We start from the raw sequence: 21,137 nt of genomic DNA on the forward strand, positions 1-21,137 counted from the left end.
TATTCTTTCGTAAATTTCATCAAAGTTGTGCATCTTAATTGTTTTGTCGTTATTACAATTTACTGCCATTGAGCAGTTTGCACAACTTTTTATATCTCAATCAAAATGCACAACGGGTTAATTTATACTCAAGGTAATCATGGACAATTGAGTTTTATGAGTGTAATGATTATTTATAATCATTCATTAAAAAATAAACTAAAACAGTTGTTTTGTCACCTTACTGAATAATGAATGTGATTATGATGACCAGGAATGACATAATCATATTCTATCAATTTTTCCGAATTTTTATCGTATTTAGTATTTAAGTATGGTCCGTAGTTTTCCCTAGTATGCTTGTTGTTAAGTATTGCCTCTTGAAGTATTTTAAGTCTGTCCCATAAAAATATCTCATCCAAATTGTAGGGCGTGCCTTCTATAAAAAGATAATATTTATCCTCATAGTCATTATAATTTAACCCTTCTATATAGTCTTTCAATTCTTCTTTCACTTTATAAGAAAATTGATGATATGCTATCATTTGACCGTTAATTCTACTTATATCGATAGCCTCCTTCTTATAATGATTACTATATTTTGAATGCTTCCCGTTACTACTGGCACTAATATAGATTTGTTTAATAGGGGGTATTGAATCGTTCAAAAGATTTTCATTAGCATTATTCAGAACTTCGGTCAAAGATGTTATGACTAAATTTATCACTTTTTGATATGAAGTGACAAAATCCTTAGTTCTGCCAAAATTCACAATTACTGAATCACCACTCTTCAATTTAATCGGTAATGTGAAATAATCAAGTTCTCTTAAGGCAATCTCCTCCGAAGTTCTATAATCAGCATCTTCAATATCGTCATAGAAGACATTCTCTCTATAACTATATTCTAAACCCTTTTTTTGATTTCTTTTTATCACATTATCGAGATAATTTTCATATACCATTCTATCATAAATATATTGTTCTTCAATACTTTTGGCAAATGGACTTTTAGTTGTGGGAAAAATAGAATCTCTAAGTTTTTCAAACTTAGTCAAACCCCTATTAACAACATCTTCATTTTGGGCGTTCACCTGTACATAAAATAGGGACAAGCATATAAAAAATGTCAGCTTTTTTCTCATAATTAAGTTTTAATTAACCATATAAAATATAAGTAACCTCGCGAATTCGTTTTCTTGATTATCATAACTATTGAATAATAATTAAATCCGAAATAATTGTTATTCAAAAACAAAGAATAATGAGCTTTTAACTTTTTTTCATTTAATTCTCAAAGTAAAATCGTTTCTAATATTTACAGATCTAGAGCCAGGATTTTGAAGTCCTTTAGACAAATTACTTACCAACTCACCAACTTGTTTTGAAAGACTAGAAACTTTTATTCCTGTTTGATTTGGAAAGTACTTTTCTTGGTTCTGCAATATTTCCAGCAATCCATACGTAAAAAGCCCATTTTTCCAATTATTGTCTTCATAAGAAAATTCGACTCCTTTCGAAGAAGATATTACATTAATACCAAAATCACTTCTGTATTCATTAAAGTATGTTTTTGCTAAATCAAAATAGCGGTTTTCACTTTTGGCTATGGGAATTATAGGTTTTGGTCTTGCCGAGATTATGACATTAGGCTTCAGCTCTTCATTTAAAAATTCAGCTCCAGAGTTAAATTTATTACCATAATATTCCCCTGAATAACATGCATCAATCAAAAAAAGTCGATTTCGTAACCCTATTTGGTCAAAAAGACTGGTTAAACGACTATAATTAATCGAGGAATCCTCTATATTATCTTTTTTAGTCAAGTTGGTGGTCAAATAGTAGTTTCCATTTTTAATCGCCCCATGACCGGAATAAAAGGCGATTAGAACATCCTCTATTTTAGCCTTTTCTGACCACAGTTTAATCTTATCAAGATTTTTACGGTTGAACTTCTGATTCAACAGTAATAGCGTATCAGCAATTTCCAAACCAGACTTATTAACCATGAAATTCATTATATCTTGGGCATCTTTTTTTGCGTATTTAAGATTTAATGAAGAATCCAGATAATCTGATACACCAATGGCCAAAACGAATACTTTGGGTTTATTCTCCTCTGTTTGAAAAACCCTATTAATCTTATATAGCTTTGGTATTGATGTTAAGTTGTTCTTGTCTACGCTATTTATGAGAATATCATTAATCCCTAGTGATAAAGGAATACTTAAAACAGTATCAATTAATGAAAAAGGTTTAACCTTTATTCCCTCACCTGTAGGATAAGGTACTCCCTTAACATTGATGATAATTTTACGTATGTCTTCATCGAATGATTTTAAATAAATATCAGCATAGGATTTATTGGTAACAGGAGAAAAATTTGAAATTGTAGTAACAAAATTTGACTTCTTTACTCCAAGAACACTTTGATTATTACCATTGATTGCTTTTCTAGCTTGAACAATTTTTTCATATTCATCTACTAAATTTTTGTCTTTGCTTATTTCTGCCAAGATTATATCAGGCCTATTTAAAGTGTTATCAAAATACTCAATGGGTACTGCCGAATTTTCATAATTGAATGCTATTAAGTTATCAGTAGCAGATTTACTAGCTTTATATCTGTTTTTTGAATCAAAAAAAATATAATCTGAGGTATTATGAGGACTTAGGAAAGAAATGTATGGTTCCTCGGATAAGCCCTTAAAAAATTCAACTTGGTTAGTTGCAGTTGCCACGAAGCCGGAACTTGTTCGACTCATATCAAATACCAAGTTGTTATTGGAATGTACCCCCAATAGTTCAAGTTTAGTTGCATCACTAATTTTCCATTTCCTAATGACCTTATCCACAGAAGCAGTTAACAGATTGCCTTCATTGTCAAATTCAAATTTGGTAAACCTACTCCTCGTAGGTATGGTCGTAGTATCTAATAATTCAAAGGTGCCATAGTTCCATAATTGAAGTTCTCCTTGACTATTTCCTAATATCAAAATGTCTTTAGTTGGATGTGTAATAGCAGTAGTAGCCACCCTATTTAGTGGTGGAAATCTATTTGTCAATTTTCTCCCTGTATCTATATTCCATGATTCGATTTTGTTAGATACAAAAAATATAGTTTCATCTTTTCTATCAATACTAGCAGTAAAAAACCCATACCATTCACTTGGCCTATATGGAAGTTTTTCAAAACTTTCGATGTTGCCCTTGAGTAAATCAGCGGTCGAAAATAACTCAATTAAACCATCACCAAGATTATTGGCTGCTAGATAAGACCCTGAATACGATTTGACAATGTAGTCATAAGTTGATTTTGAAACCGCTTTTCGCTTTTTAGTTTCTAAATCAAAAATGGTTATTTTTTTTCCTTCAATCCCGAGCGCAAAGGTGCTATCTTCAAGATAATAAACATGATTGATTTCTTGATTGGAGGTTAGATTCCAATCCAATTCACCTTTATCTAAAGAAACCGCTTTTAAAAAACCGTTTCTTTTGGAGCTGTCCCCACCTCCAATTACAAGAGTTTTTCCGTCCCGAGAAATATCCGAACTTTTATATGGTACATTCAGACCACGAAATTCCGAGACTACATCGAATTTATCGTTCAAAAGCCTTGGAATATAATCTAAGTGACCTGTCGCTACTAAATTGTTATTAGACGAACTGAAAATTGATAATACTGGAGATGATCGTTTTATTGCTTTTTCTAAAATATAACCAGTATTGGTTCTTCTCAACTTTCCGAAGTTTCCATCGTAATCAGCTAAATAGATATAATTTTCATTTGTTGCATCGAATTTAACCGATGATAGTGTAGAATTTCCAAAAGGGTTTTGAAACATACTAATCCTCTCATGAGACTGTAAACTTCCAATTGAGATGGAGTCGCTTGTAAACGTTAAAAATTTGGTGTTCATGGCACTAATATCAGTTCCTAAGATTCCTTTACTATGTAAGTCCTTAAAGTCAATTTCAACTAGTGTTTTGGTATCGAACAGCTTAATGTCTCCGGCAAGTGATGAAGATAATATTATCTTGTCGTTTTCAATAAAAGCAAGACCTGTTACAGTTTTAGAAAACCCACTCAAACCAGCAGATTTACTATGAGCGCTTAAGGTCTTCATTTTCTTTTTCTGAGTGAGATCGAAGAGCGAGATTTGTCCACTTACATGTCCTGATACAACAATTTCCCTATCAATAAATTCTACTGAAGTAATATAATTTAAAGGAATATTGTTTACGTTGTGCCTTATTGCAAAATAACTATCATCTAATAAGTTAAAACAATGTAACATATTGTCCGCCCCTCCTGCAACGATGAACTTTCCATCTTTACTTATTGCAAAAGTTTTAAGATCATACCCTACCGATTTAAAGGACTTTAATAGCAATCCACTATCAACATCCCATATCTTTAAGTTTTCCCCCAACGAAATTAGTTGATTTTTTGTAGGATGAAATTCAATCAAATCAACTCTTGATTGATGACCGCTTTGTATTACGGTTCGCATTTCTTGAGAAACACAAGTGGACCATATAAAACAGAACAAAGAAGTAACAATATACCTATCAAGGATTAACATTAAATCGAACATAGAGAAGTTTAAAGTGATTAAAGTTGTACTTTTTTCCCTTTGACGAATTTCCCAAATACAACAAAATTACCCAAAGATTTAACTATTATGGTTGTTTCGTTCTTTTTTGAAAACTTTACTTTAACACCTGCATCCCCCAATTCCAATTCTGGATTATTTGCCAATTCAGCTTCCAAATCTGCAGACATTTCATTGTTCAATTCAATTTCTGAGGTAAATCCACTAACCCTTACCACACGGTTCAAAAGAACATTATTTCCCGTTGTTAAATCCTTTAAATATTCTTTCTTTCTTTCGTCTTCGCTATTTCTCAAAGCTATTCTTAATTCACCTTCTATCAAGTTATCGACCTGAAAGCCATCAATACTTGTAGTAGTAGATTTGGCGTTATCCAGAGCAAAATTTATATTGGCAGACCCTTGTTCTTTTAGTTCACCTTCAAGGGTGGTTTCTAAGTCCAATTCAATTTTTCTCTTGATTTCGCAAGAGGCGGATGTTCCTAATTGGATTATTTTCTTTTTTTCTTCTTCTGAAAATACTCTATCAAACGTCCAAATTAAATTTTTATAATTTTTTGAACTAATTGAACCTAAACCTACAGTGTTCGATGGTCCAAAATAAAATGGCTTTTTAATCCATTTGGATTGCATGCAATCTTTGAAAGTCCCTCTCCACTGTTTCCATGTTTGTCCTCGAAAAAATTTAGTATTAATGGTGTCTTGAGCAACCCAATCAGCTTCGTTTGATTCTATTTCTTCAAATTCAAATGTGTATTCTTCCTTTTTACAGGAACAAATAAGTAATGATACAGATAATAGAATAAGAGTAAATTCTTTCATAGTTGGTTGATTTTGATTATTATAATAACAAATTTCTGACTAAATTTAACATATTATAATTAAATGTAGCACATGAAGATCATTAACTTTTCAATTTTTATATCTCTCTTATTTTTTCTGTATTCCTGCAAAAGTTCGACCGAAAAATTAGACTTAGCCAGTAATAGCAATTTGGATAATATCGTCCAAAGCGAAATCGAAAACCCAAAAAAATATGCATTACTTGTAGGAATTAACAAGTATGAATATGCGACAGATTTAAAAGGTTGTGAAAATGATATTATCCTAATGGAAAATTTACTCATTAATAAATTTGGGTTTAATGAAAAGAATATCAAGAAGCTACTTAATGAAAATGCGAAAAGAGATAGTATTATTGACAGTTTCGAAGACCACCTTCTCGATAAAGTAAAAGAAAACGATGTAGTCGTTTTCTTTTATAGTGGTCATGGTGCTCAAATACAGAATCTTTCAGTAGAATCTGCAAATGAAATTGATAAATTAGAGGAAATTTTGGTTGCTCATGATTTTGAGGATAGTCCAAACAAACCCTTTAAAGGAATCCTTGATGATGAAATTAATGGTGTACTATTAAGACTTTCTCAAATAACTGATAACGTGACCTTTATTCTTGACGCCTGTAATTCGGCGGGTGCTTCAAAGTCATTGGGTTCAGTGAGAAGAATTGAAGCGAAACCAAGGCATTTTGACAATGTGAAGAAATTTGCTGTCGAAACCAGAAATTTAAGATCTTCAGATACGAAGTTTGCCTTTTTTACTGCCTGTAAATCGAATCAATTCGCATATGAAATGAAAGCCCCTAATGGTTCAATGGTTGGTGCTTTCACCTACTTCTTGACGGAAGAACTGTCAAAAAACAAGGAGCTTTTTTCCTATGAAGATATTGTTGGAAGCATAAGAACTAATGTAAAAACACGATATCCGTTTCAATATCCTGAGCTTTATGGAACAGAAACGAATAAAGAAGTATTTGGAGTTAGAGATTTAACACCAGTAAAACATGCTCGGGTTACTTCTATTGATGGCAATAAGATTGAATTAAATATTGGAGGTATTGCTGGAGCAACAAAGGGGTCTGAATTTGAAATCTATTCCCCTCAAGAAGATTTGCGTTCGACCTACAAAAAAACCTTAGGGAAAATAAAATTGACTAAAGTTTACTCCGACCATAGTGAGGCTAATATTATGGGTAAACACTCCATTTCGGCAATCAATTCTAAAGCTATAGAAACCAGTCATAGCTTCGAAGGAATTAATCTAAAAGTATACTGTGCTGGCAACTGGACAGATGATCGAAAACTGATTAATGCAATTGACCATTTAGATTTCGCTTCATTAAGTGAAATGCCGGAGAATGCAGATTTGATAATCAGAAAATCAATAGAAGGGTTTGACTTTTACTTGGGTAATAATGTAGAGCAATCGAAAAGGAAATTTTCTGCCGATACTTCGCATGAAAATTTATTAAATTATATAGAGGAATGGGCCAGTTGGTTCGCTGCAATAGAAATCAAAAATCCAGAATCTCAATTGCAAATAGAGGTTAATCTTGAATCAGAAATTGTAAATGAGGGTTCGAAAGGTTTAATTGATCTTTTGAGTAATGTAGAAAATACTTTTGGTGTAGGCCAATCATTCAATTTGGTAATAACAAACAAGAGTGACAAACATATTTTCATTCACATTTTAGATATTGTTGACACTCCAGAAGTTCAAAGTCTTTGTATGGCAGATTTTCCAAACGGAATTGAACTTTTAGCTCCCAAAGAATCCGTAACCCTTGAATTGGAAACAGCTTTGAACCCAGGTGTTAATAAAACCACAGAAATAATAAAAGTCATAGCCTCAGTGGAAGGAGAAATTAATCTCAATTATCTAACGCTAGGTTGTTATGACGGCAATAGCAAAAACGTAAAACCTAGAAAAAGTGGAAAATATGATATAAATGGGTGGGCGGTTGTCGACAAGTTAATTGAAATTAAAAGAAACTAATCCCTAATTTAATGAGATTCTGTACTTTGATCATTTCCCTATTCTTTTTCGTCCAAGGGAATTTTTCTCAAAAGGTTAAATTAGGCGTGCCTATGGGACACAATAACAAGATTAGTTCTGTATCATTTTCTCCAGATGACAAATTGGTTTTAACATCTTCTTGGGACAATACTGCAAAAATATGGAGCTCGGAATCTGGATACTTATTACATTCTTTAAATGGACATTCGAATTTTGTAAAGTCTGCCAAATTTTCTCAAAATGGTGATAAAATCCTAACCTGTTCTTGGGATAATACCGCTAAACTTTGGGATACCAAAACAGGAGCTTTAATTTGGACGATGATAGGGCATGAAAATGCCGTCAATTCTGTAAATTTTTCGCCTAACGAAAAGTTTGTTATCACTGCGTCAAATGATTTTACTGCTAAAGTTTGGGATTTGGATTCTAGAGAGCTATTATTTTCCTTAGATGAAGGTCATACTAGTTTTGTCACTTCAGCAAAATTCTCACCTAACGGAGATAGGCTAGTTTCTGCAGCTAAGGATGGAAGTGTTGTCCTTTGGGATTTCAATACCCGTAAATTGATTAAGAAATTTGGTCACATAAAATGGGTGAGATCAGTAGAATTTTCCCCAAATGGAAAGCTTTTGCTGACATCTTCTTGGGATTCAACATCCAAATTGTGGGATGCAACGAATGGTAATCTATTGATGACCTATTTGCATGAAGATCATGTAGAAACCGCAGTTTTTTCTAATGATGGTAACTATTTTTTGACCGCTTCGTATGATGGGGCTAGACTCTGGGATATTGAAAGAGTGCTGCCTATTAAGTATTTTAGTTCTGGCATTCATGTTCTTAATTCAGCCGTATTCTCTCCTGATTACAAATTTGTTTTGACTAGTAGTTCTGACAAAATATCGATATGGCATATTGATACTGGGAGGGAACGGGATACATGGCAAAACTTATCGTCAACTCCCTTCAGTAGTGCAACATTCTCGAATGATGGTAAAAGAATTCTTAGCTCATACGATAATGGATTATGTAGAATATTCAATTTAGAATCCGAAGAGCCAGTTGACCTTTCATCAAAAGTGACAACGAATCAAAAAGTCACGTTTTCTAAGGGTGATGAATATATTATCATGCATTCTGAAAGTTCTTTAAATGGAGAAATAAGTCTTTGGAACTTTAAAACCGGTAAAGTGGAAAAAGTCCTTGATAACGAGATAGGAATTAATGTATTGGAAAAATCTCCTACAGCACCTGAAATTCTTGTTGGTTACAATGATGGCTTAGTAAGGATTTGGAATTATGAAACTAATGAGCTAAAACTTATAGACAGAGGTCCTAAAGCTATAAACTCAGCCAGGTACTCGTATGACGGAAATAAACTGATAACTGCCTCAAACTATGACGGCATAAAACTTTGGGACACATCGTCTGGCCAGTTGATTTATGAAAGAGATGATATTTATGCCGATTTTCCTAAAAAATTTAATCGTATTGATTTTTCATCTAACGGGCAATATATTGCTTTAGGAGATAAAAAGTTAGCTATTTTGGATACTTCGACTGGGGAGTTACTAAATAAGCAGAAGGATAATTATATATATCCCAACTTTGATGAGACGACCTCAGTTAGTTTCTCAAAAACTAATGATTTTATTTTGACTTCATCATTTCGTTATCCCCTAAAAATATGGAGCGTTAAATCAAGTGAGGTAGTTCGAGAGATAGATGCTCGTGGTGATTATTATTCTCGTTCAGCAATTTTCTCTCCAAATGGCAAACAAATCTTGACAACTTCTGATGACAATACTTCAAAATTATGGGAAACTAAATCTGGTAATTTAATTGAAACTTTAGAAGGGCATACCGAAAATGTTGTAAATGCTAAGTACTCACATGATGGTTCAAAAATTATGTCAATAGCGGAGGGTGGGATGATTAAAGTATGGAAAGACAATGGAGAATTCTTATATAATCTTGAAGGACATAGCGATGATATAGCTTCGGCTGAGTTTTCTATAGACGATAAATATATTTTAACAGCTTCTAACGATGGTAGTTGTATCATTTGGAACGCTTTCGACGGTGGTCTGATGATACAAAAAATCGTCTTAAATGATAACAAAAAAATTTGGGTAAACCTTCACCCATCTGGATTATTTAATGCGTCGGATGAGGCGATGGAATTAATGTATTGGACCAAAGGTCTAGAAATCATTGAATTTGAACAGTTAAAGGACAGGTACTGGCTTCCGGGGTTGTGGGAGAAGGTCATGAAAGGAGAGAAACTACCGGATGTTCGAAATATGAGCGAACTTAAGCTTCAACCTGAGATAGAAATTGAAGATATTACGAGAGATAATGTCACAATACATCTCAAAAAAAGGGAGGGTGGTTATGGCAAAGTAGCTCTATTTATTAATGGTAAAGAGGCTATCAATGATGTACGACCAACTAATATGGATTATACTTTAAATGAGCAAACCTTCAATGTATCCATAAAAGAACATCCCTATTTCCGAGATGGAAAAAATGAGATTACGGTCAAAGCTTCATCAGAAGATGGTTTTGTACAAGGTAAAGGTATTAAAGCAAAAATAATAGTAAGAAAAAAGGTCTTGAAACAACCCCAATTTTTTGGAGTTGTAATAGGCGTTGGTGACTATGCAAACGACCAACTAAAATTAAAATATACCGTAAATGATGCTGAGGCCATATCTAAGGCTATGCAATTGGGTGCGGAAAATCTGTTCAGTAAAGAAAAAACCCATATCTATAAGATTACTTCTTCAGGAGATAAATTACCCAGCAAAAGAAACATAAAAAATATCTTTGAAAACATAAGCGCTGATGCCAAGGCGGAAGATATAATTGTGATTTATTTAAGTGGTCATGGGATAACATGGGGAGGAGAACGAGGAGATTTCTATTTTCTCACATCCGATGCGACGGCTACAAGTAGCGATGCTTATAATGACCCTATTATTAGAGAGAATACTTCGATTTCAACCTCAGAATGGGTACAATGGTTAAAAGATATTCCGGCGTTAAAACAAGTAATGATAATCGATGCCTGCGGTTCTGGGAAAGCGGTCGATAACCTCATTGCAGAACGTGATGTTGAACCCTCCCAAATAAAAGCTATCGATAGAATGAAAGATCGTACGGGAATGTATATTATTTCCGGATGTACCGCAGATGCGGTTAGCTATGAGGCAAGTGTTTACGGGCAGGGGCTTCTCACGTATTCTGTTCTACAAGGCATTAAAGGGGCCGCTCTGAAAGAAGATAAGTATATCGATATATTTACCATTATGGATTATGCGAGAGAAACAGTACCAAAATTAGCTGAGGGAATCGGAGGCATCCAAGAACCGCAATTATTAGTTCCAAAAGGAGGGTCTTTCGATATTGGAATGCTCAAGGATATCGATAAAAAAGCAATTCCTTTAGCAAGTGCCAAAACAGTGTTTGTACGGTCAACTTTAGTCAATGCAGAAGATTTTGAAGATAATCTTGGCCTATCCGAATTACTGAATCAGCAGCTATCCTTAGTTTCGAATAAAGGAAAAAGTTCGCCTCTTGTTTACTTTGATTCTGCAAAATTCCCGAACGCTTGTAAAATTAGCGGGGGCTACACTATGAGAGAGAACGACATTTCCGTCCTATTGAAAATCCGATGCGGGGAAAGCCTAAAATCATTTGAGCTGAAAGCAAAAAACAAAGAAGAGTTAATTGAAAATATTGTAGCATTAGTAGAAAAGTAGCGCTTTCTTTGTTAATGTTATTGTAGAAAGTCACCTATTCGGTGAGCATAAAAATTTGAATAGCCGCAAAGTATATATTTATTGGGCATTTCAGCGGTAGGTTCTAGTCCCTCCGGCTCCACTCTAAACACCACCTTTAGGTGGTGTTTTTCGTTTAATTCATTGATTTACATCGCTTTTAAAGGAATTCATGAACCTCCCGTCGGTTTCGCCTACGGTCGTCGAAGGCCAACACATTGGCTCACTCCTTTGCTAAAAATATCCACAGGATATTTTCTTAACGCACGGCCGTCTCCGGCTCCACCTTCACCCTCCTTTATTATCGCTCGTTCAAGTTTCGGAGGGCTTATTTATTATATAACTGATTTGGAAAACAAGCTATAAACAGCAGGCTTCTGTAGATACTAATCCATGTGAATACACCCCAATGGTCAGTACATTTATATTAAATCAAGTACCGATCAATGTTCATTATGTTGCTTTTTGTTGTTTGGCCAAAAACCTTTATTTATCTTTCGGCTTACGTTTTATCACCACATTTGCATTAACTTAGGATAAAATTAAATTGAAACACCCTATCACATATACTACGATTTGGGATGAGGCATCGCATCAATTGGAAAAATAGACTTTGTACTCGACCAATCTTATTTACCACTATGAAAATCAAAGCACTTTTATACTTACTCATAACACTTCCTATGGTTCTTCAAGCTCAAGATTTTGATGATGAATTAAAAGGTTTGGCCGAAGAACTTGCCCAACGGATAGACGTTGGAAAAAAAACCAAAATAGCGGTATGGGGATTTTTCTCCGAAAAAAATGAGCAAACCCATTTTGGAAATTATTTGACTGAAGATTTTGCAATTTATTTGGCAAACCATGCCGAAAATTTTGCAATGATAGACCGCACACATTTAAACATTGTCCTAAAAGAACATCGTTTGAATACCGAAGGCTACATAGATGAAAAAACCACAAAACGTCTAGGGAAAATTTTAGCTGCGGATGCTTTGGTCATTGGCACATATACTATTTTTGATTCCGAAATAAAGGTACGTGCAAAAGTCTTGGATACAGAGACCGCATTACAGTTTGCCGGTACTATAGGTACACTATCAATGGACGAAAACATTGCCAAACTTTTAGGAAAACTATAAATTTTAAGGTTGCACTCTTTGTAACGCCATTTGTCTGGCCCCGTTTTTATCATTACCGATACCAACGCCTTTTTTGAATATTGATTTTGAAAGATGCTTTACTTTCTCTCCTGTATTTTTATTAAAGGTGTCAAAATAAATATCCAAGTTGCAAGTCGTATCATTTTTTGAATTTCTCCAATAAGAGTAACTTACCGTACCCACACAGACCAATTCTGTATTTGCAGAGGAACTTAGATTTCCCAAGAGCAAATCTTCCCTTACATAATCTGGGGGCGTCCCCATCAACTTATAATCGTTAAAAAAGACGGCTCCGATACGTCGGCCTGTTTCCCTATCCAATCCGTTAGCTCCAAATATGTAAATGCTTGCGGCATTCGCCAAAGGTTTCATCACCTCCTTTACCTTGGTCTCGTCGTTTTTATCGACAACGGAATCAATAACAGCAATGTCTTCATTTTCCTTGTCGCTGCCAGTGAAAAATTTCTCTTTATCGTCCCAAACTAAATCGGCCAGTTTAAAAATTGCTACGGCTATTAACAATATTTTTAAGATCAAGCCCAGCTTGCTCTTTAGTATTTGCTCTTTTTTTAAATCCATTTTGTCAATTAAACCAAATCATCCAAAAAATCATCCCCTACTCCATCAAAATCATCCATAAAACCTTCTATCAAGGATTCTTTAGTAACCAATCCATAATCTATGGAAACAAAAAACAGACCTATGGCACCCAGTTTATTGTTCATAAAATCCGCCTGGGCCAAAGTAGATTCCAATTCGTCGATCCGGTCTTTAAGATGAAGAATAAAGTCGGTCTTTAATTTTAATTCGTTCTCTACCTCTCCTCTAAAATTATTGAATCGTATCTCTAAATTCTTGACAAACTCGGCCATACCCTTTGCTTCCACCTCATTGGCATAAAATTCGGTAGTTTCCAGTTGTGTCTCTAAATGATGTATTTTCTGTGCTCTTTTAGGAAATAATTTATCCGTCAAGATATTATCCGGAGCTTTTTCCTTAAAATATTCCTGAATTTCACCTTCATATTTGAAATGAAATTTTAAAAACGAGAAATCATCGTTTTCTTCATAATAGGCCGCCAGAATATTTAAAGTAGGTTTTAAAGGAAGTCCCGGTTTTTTGTCCCATCCTTCTTTTAACGCTGTCCGCAATTTAAATGCCCTATCTATGGATATCTTATGCGCCTTGTCCTTTTTCTTGGTTTCGAAATCGGCAACCTCCCCATAATCCACTTCTATATCCTTTTCCTGGATGCAGTCCATCAAATATATAAAAGTGGGCAAATACTTCTTGTTAAGCTTATAAAATGCCATAAGCTCAAAAATAAACAAAACCTATAAACAATTTCATCCAATCAATATATACATGCACGGACATGAAACAACACGCATCGACTTGTCAATGTAAGTTTCTGAAATACAGCGTATTTAGCTCTTATAATTTTAAAATAAATAATTATGAGAACTTTAATGTACACTTTTATTTTTACAATGTTGGTCACTTCGTTTATTTCTTGCTCTAAGGAAAGTCTTGTGGAGGATGAAACGATTTATGAAGTTGCTTCAGATGAAAATAAAGGTAGTGGTAAAGACCCACTAGAAGATTAAAAGATCGAAGCATCCGTATTATGAAATACGGATGCTTCTATTTATATTGCAATAAAAGATAAATGTGGAATAAAATCCTTTTTTTATTTTTCTTATTATTCCTAAACTGTAATCAAACTAAGAATTCACAGACCTTAATTACAAATAAAAGAGATTCCCTAATAATAAAAGGTGCTAGTTCTATATATACGTCTCAAGAAAAAAAACACTTTCTTAGTAAGGCTTTAAAAACTTCATATAAAAGAGATTCCTTATACTATAAAATATTATACTCAAAATGTAAAATACATTTCTTATTGTCTGAATTTGACAGTATGTATTTAGAAGGAAAAAAATTAACAAAAAGTAAAAACTACTTAAATCTTGGAAAATATTACCACCTTATCGCATATTATCATGAAAACAGAACGCTGAATTTAGATAGTGCTTATTATTATAATATAATTGCGAAGAACGAGTTTAGTAAGATAAATGATAATTCAAGGATAGGTAGACGTTTATTGAGAGCAGCTATCATTGAACGTCTAAAGAACGACAATATAGGGGCCAAAGAAACTTTAACCAAAGCTATTTCCTACCTAGATAAAAATAGAGATAAAAACTACATTGCCTCCTTGTATAATGAATTAGCAATAAATAATAGTGAACTTGAGAACAAAAAGATTGCTATAGATTACTATTTAAAGGCCTTGGAATTGTCATCCGAACATGAAGATGTACTCACTTATAAAAATAATCTAGCTAAAGAGTATAGTGAATTAGGTGATTTTTCCAAAGCCATTAGTATTTTCAATGAAATTCTTTCTGATTCTGCCTTAATAGAAAATCCTAAGAATTATGCCCGAGTTATTCATAATCATGCTTTTTCCAATTGGTTGGAAGGTAAGACCGGCTTTCATAAAAATATGCTAAAAGCAGTCAGTATAAGAAAAGATAGAAATGACAAGGAAGGACTCATTGGGAGCTATATAGATTTAGCTAGGTTTTACGAAAAGGCCAAAACTAAAAAGTCCATATCATATTTAGATACGGTAATTTCACTTTCTAAAGAGTTGGGAAAACCAAAGTCAGAAGTTACTGCCTTAAAATTACTTTTGAATTTGCTGCCTAAAGACATTGACTTAAAAAATAGATATATTTTTTTAAAAGACAGTATTGAAACAGAAAACCTTAAAGCAAAAACTAATTTTGCTTTTATTAAATATAATTCAGATATAACAGAAAAAAGACTTTCAAATCTTGAAAAACGAAGAGTAGAAGAAAGAGCTCAATTAGCAGAACAAAAGACTCAAAAAGTTATTTTTTTATCACTCAGTGGGTTTTTACTCCTAAGTGGAATTTCCCTGTATTTTGTTTTAGGGCAACGCCACAAAAAAGAAAAGTTCCAAGAAGTTTACAATACGGAAAAACGTATAAGTCAAGACCTTCATGACGGCCTTGCCAATGACGTTTTCGGGCTTATGACCAAAGTACAAATACAAAACAAGGGAAATGAAGACCTAATCAACCGCTTAGAAAATATTTATCAAACTACTAGGCAGATTTCCCACGAAAATGCGGCTATTAAAACCGGTATATATTTCAAAGATGAACTAAATGACCTCATCGGCAACTATCAGGATGACGGCACTACGTTACTCATTAAAGGCATAAATACCGTTTATTGGTCTCAACTAAGCGAACATAAATGCGTTATCGTACACCGTTGTATCAAAGAATTACTGGTGAACATGAAAAAGCATGCCCAAGCCAGTCTGGCCTCGTTACAATTTGAAAACAAAAAAAATGACCTAATAATTTCTTATAGCGATAATGGTATAGGTTTCGGTCCTAAAATGTCCAATGGTAAAGGTTTAATGAATACGGAAAACCGTATTCGTTCCATAGGTGGAGATCTTATCTTTGAAAACAAACAAGGTCATGGAGCCAAAGTGATCATCTCCATTCCGCTTTAAGTTATTTATCCCATGTTTAAAAAAGTATTGCTTGTAGAAGATTTGGACACGGTAGGTTATGGCATTTCCATGATGTTACAACAAGACTTGGGCATTACCGAAGTGGTCCTGGCCCAATACTGCGATGATGCTTACCTAAAGTTTCGATCTGCCTTACAAAAAAATTCACCCTTTGATCTACTAATTACAGATCTTTCCTTTCAACGTGATCATAGATTACCAAAAATCGAATCGGGCAAATCCTTGATCAAAAAATTACGTGAGAAAAATCAAGAGTTGCCCATAATTATCTGTTCCGTTGAAGAAAAACCGGATATGATAAAGCGTTTTATAAAGGTTAATCATGTATCCGCCTATGTTCTAAAAGGAAGAGATGGGCTAAAAGATCTAAAAAATGCGGTCAGGGCCGTTTTTGAAGGTAAAAAATTCCTCTCGAACAAGATTGAAAGGCTCACCCATGGAAAAAACCCTTTTGAAATTGAAGAGTACGATGTTTCCCTTTTATTATATCTTTCCAATGGACTTACCCAAGATCAAATTTCCAGTCTCTTTAACATCAAAGGTGTCTCACCGAACAGTTTGAGTTCTATCGAAAAACGCTTGAACAAATTAAAAGACATTCTACAGGCCAATAATAATGTGCAGTTGGTGGCCAATGCAAAAGATTTAGGATTAATCTGATATTCTTTTCTTTAATCCTTTACAATGAGAACATAACTTGGAAAATAAATAAGAAAAGAAGTTGATTTTTACGGGAAACCGTATTTTACTCATACACGTAATCGCTATGTTTGGTTCTATTAAAAATAGTCTAGAATCACAACAATTTGTTCGGGTATCGAGTACTAGATTTTTTTGTTGGCATACTAGAAGAAATTAATTTCTAAATGGTTGATACGATTAAGAAAACGAAACTAATTATTCTGCAAATTACCATTCTTGCCTTCGCCTTGCCCAATGCCGAAGCTCAGGGAAGAAAATTACTCCGTAAAGCCGATTTTTCTTCGGAAATAAAGGACTTTAAAAGAAGTTCCCTTCTCACCCTCATGGTGGAAACCCCAAAAAAGGAAAAATTAAGTGTCATTAAAAGTATTTTTCAACAAATTCCTATTCCGGAAAAATTCAATGACCATAGTTTGGATATTTCCTTCATACCCCTGGCGTATGAAACAAAAGATCAATCACGTATTATCCTAAAGAAGTTAAAGGAAGCCCAGATTGCAAAAAAGATGGTTGCTAAATGGTTCAATAGAACGAAGAAGGGAGCCTTCAACCTGAATTTGGTCAAAGATAGGGGACTATATAACGCAAGCTCACTAGATATACATATTGCAAAAAACACTTTGCGAGGCAATGCCATGCTGGAAGATGCAGGAGAGCATCTTATCTCCAATTCCTTTATAGTCGTAAACGATTACAAATACACCAACAAAGAGGAAGTCATGTCCAAAGGGAAGTTACTTATAAATGACATTTCTAAATTTGTTAAAACCAAAACTTCCAAACAAAAGAACACGATCGAGGTCGTGGACAAGTTCGCCAAAGGTTATATCGTAAAGGCCACCTCCTACTTGTACCGCCTTATTTGGAATCAGGAAATCGCCGCAAAATTTTACGGGGAGCTATGGGCAACCCACAAAAACTACGACAAAGCCCGGGTGAATGCTTTTAATAAAACCGATATTTTTAAACTTGAATATATCGGCAAACAGGATTCCTGGGCGGATGTACAATCTACAAAATACACTTTAAAGTCAGACAATGAATTGATCGAAAGAGCGACCATAAAGGTCACAGATGCCGCAATATCCAAATTGGAAAGAAAGTTTGAAGTGTTCCGAACAAAAACACCGCTCATTAGCATTGATCCTTTAGCCGCTGAAATTGGATCTAAAGAAGGCCTTACAAAGGGAGATAAATTTGAGGTACTGGAACAGATCTTACAGGAAGACGGTACTGTAACTTATCAAAAAATAACAGAAATCATAGTTGATCCAAATCAAATTTGGGATAATTCCTATCTTCCCGAAGAAGTTCCAAAATCAGATTTAGAGTATTCCGTTTTTAAGGGCAATTCCAAGAAATTGTATCCGGGAATGCTCCTTCGCTTTAAAAAAAACCAAAATATATTTAAATGATACACAATCTCTTAAAGAGACCAATAGTTTTATATGCGACCATTTCCATAGGTTTCATGGTCACTGCCCAAAAAAAACAAAAATTAGCCGATAAAGATACGTTTGAATGGGAATATGATATCGAATGCTATGGAGGAACCGCAAAACACGGTTTTAAACTGGTAAAAATTTGGTCCTATTCTAAAGAAAAAAGCATCGCCACCGCTCAAGCTAAAAAAAATGCCGTACACGGTATCATATTTAAAGGTTATGCCGGTGAGGGGCGTGGATGCAGGTCATCACGACCATTGATGAACCGAGAAATGACAGACAAGGAGTATAAGGATTTTTTCAAGGATTTCTTTTCAAATGATGGGAATTTTAATCGTTTTGTCACCTATGCTTCAAACCATAAAGGCGTTACAGATGTTCAAAAACTGGTAAAAAAGAAAAAAGAGAAAAGGGAAAAGTTTCACCAATACAAAATTGGCGTTGTAGTACGTGTAGCCTCAGATGAATTACGAAAACATCTAGAAAAAAAGGGTATGATCAATTCATTGGCAAAAGGTTTTTAACATGATAAATTACAATATGAGACTGGGGTTTTTATTTTTTTTAATACTATTTATTGGGCGGGCCCAAAACGCAAAAAAACCAACGTTGATGGTTGTTCCAAGTGATGCCTGGTGCATAAAAAATGGCTATGTACAGGAATATGATAATCAAGGTATCATAACCAAAGTACCGGATTATAAAAAAGCGTTACAGGAAAATACAGATTTGCTTTTAATGATCAGCAAATTAAATGGTCTTATGGCAGAAAGGCAATTTCCACTGAAAAACTTGGAAACGGTTTTAAAAGGCCTGGAAAATTCTCGTGGTCTAAATATCGTAAGGACATCCAAGGACACTGGTGCTTCAGTATCGGAATCACTGGTCGATCAAATAATCAAGACCGCAAAGGCCGACATTATCATTCAATTGACCTGGACCGTGAATAAATTAGGACCAAAGCGTTCAATAACTTATAATTTACAGGGGTTGGATTCCTATACCTACAAACAAATCGCTACCGCAGCAGCTACCGGGGCACCTTCTTTCAGTGTTGAGCTACCCGTATTGTTGGAAGAGGCCGTTTTAGAAAATATGGAGGATTTCATTTATACCTTACAGGAGCATTTTGAGGATATGTTTGCAAATGGCAGAGAGGTGACTTTGCAAATTTTAACCTGGGAAGACTGGGAAGGTAATCTCGACGATCTTTCTTTTGAAATTGAAGATTGGTTGGACGAAAAAACCGTAGAAGGCCGTTTTTCAACCACTGATGTAACGGATACTTATGCCCTGTTCGAGCAAGTACGTATGCCCTTATTCAATGAAAAAGGAAGGGCTATGGCCGCTCGGAACTTCTTTAGGGGCCTGAGCAAGAAATTGAGTAGCCCTGCCCATAATATTCCTAATAAACTTGCCACCGAAGGATTAGGAAAGGTCACTATTATTCTAGGAGGCAAATAAATAAATTGATATGAAAAAAATCTTCACCATCATAACCTTATTATCTGTATTTATAGTAAATGCACAGGACGATCACGATAATAATGACATCTTATTGGGAGCATATGTTGCAGATCAAATAGAGCATGTACCAAGCAATGCCTTAAGTTTATTAAAAACACGTATGTACCAATTGGTTACAACAAATGGAATTAGTGGCAATTTGTTTAAACCTCGCTTTTTTTTGTATCCAAAAATTGCGGTGTTGGATAAAGAAGTACTAGGTACCGCTCCTACTAGAATTATCTTAAACCTAGAGGTAACTTTATTCGTGGGGGACGTTGAAGAAGAAAAAGGGAACGTTTTCCAAACCAAGGTCGTTACACTTAAAGGAATTGGGCAAAACGAGCAAAAGGCATATATATCCGCTATAAAAAGGCTTGCCCCAAAGAATCCGAAAATCATTGCCTTTCTAGATGATACCAAAAAAGAAATAATAAACTATTATGAAGAGCATTGCGAAGAAGTAAAAAAGAAAGCGTACTCCTTAAAAGCACAAGATAAGACAGATGAAGCGGTTATCGTTCTTGCCAATATTCCCATTTCGACCAAATGTTATTCAAAAAATGAAAAAGATATTGGAAAATTCTATCAAAAAGTATTAGATCAAAAATGTAGAAAAAGCCTAAACGAGGCCAGAGCTGCCTGGTATACCAATCAATCTATGGAGGGAGCGGAAAAAGCCGGTACAATTTTAGCAGAAATTGAACCAAGGGCTTGGTGCAAAGATCAGTTAAAATCACTTTATGATGAGATTGCAGAAGGAGTAAGAGAAATAGGGGGCAAAGAATGGGAATTAGTACTCAAACAAGCAGATGCAGAAATAGAAAGTACTGGATTTTCACGTGAGCTTATCTTAGAATACATTAAAAATCAACCAAGAAAGACCGTTAGATACAACATAAGCCGTTGGTATTGAATTCGACTAAACTGCCTTATGTTCTCGTTATGGTTATACCTAAAAATACCTCACCTTAGAGCTACCCGTACAATCACAATTTCTTGTGAGAAGGTTTCCGGGAAATTCTTTTATACCAAAATCAAGCACCTCGATCTGTGCCTTACCAAGACCTTAAAATTGATTTAAATTTTGCAAGAACCATATATCGTTTTTAACTAACACTTTACCGAAAACCCCCGGGAATTCCCAGTACATACGGTTAACCGTAAAAAATATCCCAAAGGTTCAATTAGGTTTGAGAATTCTAACTAAAACCAATTGAACATGAAAAAAATCATACTTCTATTATCCCTTTCGCTTACGAGTTTTTTAAGCTGTTCCAAAGCTAATGATACTTTGGATGCCTTTGATAGTGCAGGGTGCATCAGTACCCTCGTTAGGTTAAGCAATAATGACGACGATCTCAGCTGTTCCGAATTGAATCGAGAGTTGGATAAACTGGAAAGGGACTGTAGCCGATTTCTAGACGAGGACAGTAGAGCAAGTATAGCTGTCATCAAAGCATTATGCCAAGACAATTAGATTATTTAAGACAATACATAAAACCA

Annotated in this window: 16 protein-coding genes; 11 read left to right on the top strand and 5 right to left on the bottom strand. The window is 34.5% G+C overall.

The window, feature by feature from the left end:
- Positions 1 to 215: 215 nt before the first annotated feature.
- The 3 genes from ACKWB9_RS09485 to ACKWB9_RS09495 form a co-directional block, all read right to left on the bottom strand.
- On the bottom strand, positions 216 to 1,124 hold the full coding sequence (locus tag ACKWB9_RS09485) for a hypothetical protein (protein ID WP_414002781.1): 909 nt from the start codon (positions 1,122 to 1,124) through the stop codon (positions 216 to 218).
- Positions 1,125 to 1,262: 138 nt separating this feature from the next.
- Positions 1,263 to 4,493, bottom strand: a complete 3,231-nt coding sequence (locus tag ACKWB9_RS09490; RefSeq protein ID WP_414002782.1) for a caspase family protein — start codon at positions 4,491 to 4,493, stop codon at positions 1,263 to 1,265.
- A 101-nt stretch (positions 4,494 to 4,594) separates the two neighbouring features.
- A complete protein-coding gene (locus ACKWB9_RS09495; protein WP_414002783.1) occupies positions 4,595 to 5,416 on the bottom strand; it encodes a hypothetical protein in 822 nt (273 codons plus the stop codon).
- Between the two features lie 72 nt (positions 5,417 to 5,488).
- Between ACKWB9_RS09495 and ACKWB9_RS09500 the strand changes: the two genes are divergently transcribed.
- From ACKWB9_RS09500 to ACKWB9_RS09510, 3 genes are all read left to right on the top strand, one after another.
- Entirely contained in the window at positions 5,489 to 7,429 is a 1,941-nt protein-coding gene (locus tag ACKWB9_RS09500; RefSeq protein ID WP_414002784.1) for a caspase family protein, read from the top strand.
- Positions 7,430 to 7,440: 11 nt separating this feature from the next.
- Positions 7,441 to 11,214 (top strand): caspase family protein, encoded by a 3,774-nt coding sequence (locus ACKWB9_RS09505; protein WP_414002785.1) that lies wholly within the window; start codon positions 7,441 to 7,443, stop codon positions 11,212 to 11,214.
- Between the two features lie 659 nt (positions 11,215 to 11,873).
- Positions 11,874 to 12,374 (top strand): FlgO family outer membrane protein, encoded by a 501-nt coding sequence (locus ACKWB9_RS09510; protein ID WP_414002786.1) that lies wholly within the window; start codon positions 11,874 to 11,876, stop codon positions 12,372 to 12,374.
- Between the two features lie 3 nt (positions 12,375 to 12,377).
- On the opposite strand, the gene ACKWB9_RS09515 is transcribed toward ACKWB9_RS09510, so the two are convergent.
- Together ACKWB9_RS09515 and ACKWB9_RS09520 are read right to left on the bottom strand one after the other, a co-directional pair.
- Complete coding sequence (locus ACKWB9_RS09515) at positions 12,378 to 12,974, bottom strand: hypothetical protein (RefSeq protein ID WP_414002787.1); 597 nt, start codon at positions 12,972 to 12,974, stop codon at positions 12,378 to 12,380.
- Between the two features lie 8 nt (positions 12,975 to 12,982).
- Positions 12,983 to 13,708, bottom strand: a complete 726-nt coding sequence (locus ACKWB9_RS09520) for a hypothetical protein (RefSeq protein ID WP_414002788.1) — start codon at positions 13,706 to 13,708, stop codon at positions 12,983 to 12,985.
- A gap of 144 nt (positions 13,709 to 13,852) precedes the next feature.
- Between ACKWB9_RS09520 and ACKWB9_RS09525 the strand changes: the two genes are divergently transcribed.
- The 8 genes from ACKWB9_RS09525 to ACKWB9_RS09560 all read left to right on the top strand — a co-directional run bounded on the left by ACKWB9_RS09525 (position 13,853) and on the right by ACKWB9_RS09560 (position 21,111).
- On the top strand, positions 13,853 to 14,002 hold the full coding sequence (locus tag ACKWB9_RS09525; protein WP_414002789.1) for a hypothetical protein: 150 nt from the start codon (positions 13,853 to 13,855) through the stop codon (positions 14,000 to 14,002).
- A 314-nt stretch (positions 14,003 to 14,316) separates the two neighbouring features.
- Positions 14,317 to 15,957 carry an ATP-binding protein gene (locus ACKWB9_RS09530; RefSeq protein WP_414002790.1) on the top strand — a complete coding sequence of 547 codons (1,641 nt, stop codon included), beginning with the start codon at positions 14,317 to 14,319 and terminating at the stop codon, positions 15,955 to 15,957.
- A 12-nt stretch (positions 15,958 to 15,969) separates the two neighbouring features.
- Positions 15,970 to 16,638 carry a response regulator gene (locus ACKWB9_RS09535; protein ID WP_414002791.1) on the top strand — a complete coding sequence of 223 codons (669 nt, stop codon included), beginning with the start codon at positions 15,970 to 15,972 and terminating at the stop codon, positions 16,636 to 16,638.
- Between the two features lie 206 nt (positions 16,639 to 16,844).
- The gene (locus ACKWB9_RS09540) at positions 16,845 to 18,095 is read left to right on the top strand and encodes a hypothetical protein (RefSeq protein ID WP_414002792.1); all 1,251 of its coding nucleotides are present in this window, start codon (positions 16,845 to 16,847) and stop codon (positions 18,093 to 18,095) included.
- On the top strand, positions 18,092 to 18,649 hold the full coding sequence (locus tag ACKWB9_RS09545; RefSeq protein WP_414002793.1) for a hypothetical protein: 558 nt from the start codon (positions 18,092 to 18,094) through the stop codon (positions 18,647 to 18,649). The genes ACKWB9_RS09540 and ACKWB9_RS09545 overlap by 4 nt, the downstream gene beginning before the upstream one ends.
- A 16-nt stretch (positions 18,650 to 18,665) precedes the next feature.
- Positions 18,666 to 19,589, top strand: a complete 924-nt coding sequence (locus ACKWB9_RS09550) for a DUF6175 family protein (RefSeq protein ID WP_414003012.1) — start codon at positions 18,666 to 18,668, stop codon at positions 19,587 to 19,589.
- Positions 19,590 to 19,599: 10 nt separating this feature from the next.
- A complete protein-coding gene (locus ACKWB9_RS09555) occupies positions 19,600 to 20,547 on the top strand; it encodes a hypothetical protein (RefSeq protein WP_414002794.1) in 948 nt (315 codons plus the stop codon).
- A gap of 306 nt (positions 20,548 to 20,853) precedes the next feature.
- Positions 20,854 to 21,111 (top strand): hypothetical protein, encoded by a 258-nt coding sequence (locus tag ACKWB9_RS09560; RefSeq protein ID WP_414002795.1) that lies wholly within the window; start codon positions 20,854 to 20,856, stop codon positions 21,109 to 21,111.
- Positions 21,112 to 21,137: the final 26 nt, after the last annotated feature.

The sequence above is a fragment of the Maribacter spongiae genome, from assembly GCF_047345125.1.
Taxonomy (GTDB): Bacteria; Bacteroidota; Bacteroidia; order Flavobacteriales; family Flavobacteriaceae; genus Maribacter.

What these genes read in the sequence shown, in the direction of transcription:
- ACKWB9_RS09485 (WP_414002781.1), bottom strand. Translation starts at nt 1,124, where the DNA reads ATGAGAAAAAAGCTGACATTTTTTATATGCTTGTCCCTATTTTATGTA.
- ACKWB9_RS09490 (WP_414002782.1), bottom strand. Translation starts at nt 4,493, where the DNA reads ATGCGAACCGTAATACAAAGCGGTCATCAATCAAGAGTTGATTTGATT.
- ACKWB9_RS09495 (WP_414002783.1), bottom strand. Translation starts at nt 5,416, where the DNA reads ATGAAAGAATTTACTCTTATTCTATTATCTGTATCATTACTTATTTGT.
- ACKWB9_RS09500 (WP_414002784.1), top strand. Translation starts at nt 5,489, where the DNA reads ATGAAGATCATTAACTTTTCAATTTTTATATCTCTCTTATTTTTTCTG.
- ACKWB9_RS09505 (WP_414002785.1), top strand. Translation starts at nt 7,441, where the DNA reads ATGAGATTCTGTACTTTGATCATTTCCCTATTCTTTTTCGTCCAAGGG.
- ACKWB9_RS09510 (WP_414002786.1), top strand. Translation starts at nt 11,874, where the DNA reads ATGAAAATCAAAGCACTTTTATACTTACTCATAACACTTCCTATGGTT.
- ACKWB9_RS09515 (WP_414002787.1), bottom strand. Translation starts at nt 12,974, where the DNA reads ATGGATTTAAAAAAAGAGCAAATACTAAAGAGCAAGCTGGGCTTGATC.
- ACKWB9_RS09520 (WP_414002788.1), bottom strand. Translation starts at nt 13,708, where the DNA reads ATGGCATTTTATAAGCTTAACAAGAAGTATTTGCCCACTTTTATATAT.
- ACKWB9_RS09525 (WP_414002789.1), top strand. Translation starts at nt 13,853, where the DNA reads ATGAGAACTTTAATGTACACTTTTATTTTTACAATGTTGGTCACTTCG.
- ACKWB9_RS09530 (WP_414002790.1), top strand. Translation starts at nt 14,317, where the DNA reads ATGTATTTAGAAGGAAAAAAATTAACAAAAAGTAAAAACTACTTAAAT.
- ACKWB9_RS09535 (WP_414002791.1), top strand. Translation starts at nt 15,970, where the DNA reads ATGTTTAAAAAAGTATTGCTTGTAGAAGATTTGGACACGGTAGGTTAT.
- ACKWB9_RS09540 (WP_414002792.1), top strand. Translation starts at nt 16,845, where the DNA reads ATGGTTGATACGATTAAGAAAACGAAACTAATTATTCTGCAAATTACC.
- ACKWB9_RS09545 (WP_414002793.1), top strand. Translation starts at nt 18,092, where the DNA reads ATGATACACAATCTCTTAAAGAGACCAATAGTTTTATATGCGACCATT.
- ACKWB9_RS09550 (WP_414003012.1), top strand. Translation starts at nt 18,666, where the DNA reads ATGAGACTGGGGTTTTTATTTTTTTTAATACTATTTATTGGGCGGGCC.
- ACKWB9_RS09555 (WP_414002794.1), top strand. Translation starts at nt 19,600, where the DNA reads ATGAAAAAAATCTTCACCATCATAACCTTATTATCTGTATTTATAGTA.
- ACKWB9_RS09560 (WP_414002795.1), top strand. Translation starts at nt 20,854, where the DNA reads ATGAAAAAAATCATACTTCTATTATCCCTTTCGCTTACGAGTTTTTTA.